Genomic DNA, 2,542 nt, shown 5'->3' with positions numbered 1-2,542 from the left:
CGCCCCGTGGCGGGCGGGCGCGGTGCCTACGTCTCGTTCGCGATGCCCGACCGGCCCGAGCTTCGCGCCCTCGTCGAGGCCGCGGCCGACCGCGCCGCGGAGCTGTGGGCGGCCAACCGCGGCCTCGGGTAGACGGATGCCGCGCGGCGCGGCATCCGTCACCCCCGCACCGATCCGGAGTTCGGACTTTCGCGAGGTTTTCCGGAGCGGAACGCACTCGATGCCCCGGAGAAAGGTGGATTCTCCGATTTCCGGATCCGTGAAACGCCGGCGTCAGCCGCCATAGACGTTGTGGTCGACGACGTGCATCGCCCGTGCGGCGTCGGTGATGCTGCCCGACAGCGACGGGTACACCGCGAACACGCGCGACACCTGGTCGACGGTGAGACGCCGCTCGACGGCGATCGCGATCGGGTAGACGAGTTCCGACGCGCGCGGAGCCACGACGACGCCGCCGACGACCGTGCCGCTACCCTCGCGGGCGATGAGCTTGACGAAGCCGTCCTTGACGCCCATCATCTTCGCGCGCGGGTTCGCCGCGAGCGGCAGCTTGTGCACGACGCCGTTGATGAGGCCGTCCTCGATGTCCTTCTCCTGCCATCCGATCGTGGCGATCTCGGGCGCAGTGAAGATGTTCGACGCGATGCGGCGGCGCTCGAGCGGGATGACGACATCGCCGAGCGCATGGAACACCGCGGTGCGTCCCTGCATCGAGGCGACCGAGGCGAGCGGCACGAACGTCGTGCAGTCTCCTGCGGCGTAGATGTTCGGCACCGACGTGCGCGCGACACGGTTCACCTGGATGTGGCCGGACTCGGTCATCTGAACACCCGCCTCTTCGAGGCCGATGCCTGCGGTGTTGGGGATCGAGCCGACCGCCATGAGGCAGTGGCTCCCCTCGACGATGCGGCCGTCCGACAGCGTCACGACGACCGCGTCACCGGTGTGCTCGACCCGCTCGGCGCGCGACTTCGACAGCACCGTCATGCCGCCGCGCTTGAACACGCGCTCGAGCACGGCCGCGGCATCCTTGTCTTCCCCGGGAAGCACCTGGTCGCGGCTCGACACGAGCGTGACCTTCGCGCCGAGGTTCATATAGGCGCCGGCGAACTCGGCACCCGTCACGCCCGACCCCACCACGATGAGGTGCTCGGGCAGCGCGGACATGTTGTACAGCTGCGTCCACGTGAGGATGCGCTCGCCGTCGGGCCTGGCGGTCGGCAGCTCCCGCGGCGACGATCCCGTCGACACCACGAGCGTGTCGGCCTCGATCCGGTCGAAGTCGGTGCCGCCGGGGCCGGTCGAGACCACGACCGCGTTATCGCCCTCGAGCCGCCCGTGACCTGAGATGATGCGGACGCCGGCTTCGACGAGCGACGCCCGCATGTCGTCGGACTGCTGTCGGGCGAGCGTCAGGAGACGCTTGTTGACGGCGCTGAGGTTGATCGCGATCTCGGGCTTGAGGGGCCTGCCGTCCTTGCCCTTCGCGAACAGCTGCACGCCGAGGTCGCCGGCACCGGCGATCGCCACGGCGGCGTCGGCGGTCGCGATCAGCGACTTCGACGGCACGACGTCGGTGATGACCGCGGAGCCGCCGATCCCCGCCCGCTCCACGACGGTGACCTCCGCCCCGAGCTGCGCGCCGGCCAGTGCCGCCTCGTAGCCTCCGGGTCCGCCTCCGATGATGGCGACGGTCTGCGTGCGCTCGAAGCTGATCGACATGGGTTCCATTCTCCCCTGCCGGATGCCTCGGCCACGACACACGCACGGCTCGGGCCCACGCCGGCCGGGCGCCGCGCGGGGTGCGACACCCCCGGGCACGCGCCCACTGGCTCTCGCGCCCCCGCGCTCCTAGAGTGATCCGCATGTCAGACACGACCGGCAACCCGCTCGACGACCCCGCCGCCGACCCGTTCGAGGTCGCTGCTGCCGCGGCCGAGGACATCACCCGCATCACGGGCGTCGACCGCCACGACATCGCCCTGACCCTCGGCAGCGGCTGGGGCAGGGCCGGCGAGATCCTCGGCGAGACCACGGCATCGTTCCCGGCCACCGAGGTCACCGGCTTCAGCGCCCCCGCGCTGGCCGGGCACGTCGGCACCCTCCGCAGCGTCGTGACACCCAAGGGCCGCCGCGTGCTCGTCATCGGCGCCCGCACGCACTTCTACGAGGGCCACGGGGTGCGTCGCGTGGTCCACAGCGTGCGCACCGCCGCGGCGGCCGGTGCACGCACGATGGTGCTGACCAACGGCGCGGGCGGCATCAAGCGCACCTGGAAGCCGGGTCAGCCGGTGCTCATCAGCGACCACATCAACCTCACCGGAGCATCGCCGCTCGAAGGCGCGACCTTCATCGATCTGACCGACCTGTACTCGATGCGCCTGCGCGATCTGGCGCGCACCATCGATCCGTCACTGGACGAAGGCGTGTACTGCCAGTTCCGCGGACCCCAGTACGAGACCCCCGCCGAAGTGCACATGGCCAAGACGATCGGGGGCCACATCGTCGGCATGTCGACCGCGCTCGAGGCGATCGCGGCGCG

The 2,542-nt window shown here is 70.8% G+C and carries 2 protein-coding genes; one reads left to right on the top strand and one right to left on the bottom strand.

Annotated elements, in window-relative coordinates:
• Positions 1-273: 273 nt before the first annotated feature.
• Positions 274-1,722: an NAD(P)H-quinone dehydrogenase gene (locus tag EIO58_RS16065; protein WP_446723938.1), complete on the bottom strand. Its 1,449-nt coding sequence runs from the start codon at positions 1,720-1,722 to the stop codon at positions 274-276.
• 143 nt (positions 1,723-1,865) lie between these two features.
• Between EIO58_RS16065 and EIO58_RS16060 the strand changes: the two genes are divergently transcribed.
• Positions 1,866-2,542, top strand: a 677-nt coding sequence (locus EIO58_RS16060; protein ID WP_127820336.1) for a purine-nucleoside phosphorylase, incomplete at its 3' end; no start/stop codon positions are given.

This window comes from Microbacterium sp. CPCC 204701, from assembly GCF_004010105.1.
GTDB lineage: Bacteria > Actinomycetota > Actinomycetes > Actinomycetales > Microbacteriaceae > Microbacterium.
Note: the sequence above shows the minus strand (reverse complement) of the source record. Positions and strands in the feature narration are given on the sequence as shown.

Excerpts from the sequence above, each read along its gene's own strand:
- EIO58_RS16065 (WP_446723938.1), bottom strand. The coding sequence starts at position 1,722 with ATGTCGATCAGCTTCGAGCGCACGCAGACCGTCGCCATCATCGGAGGC.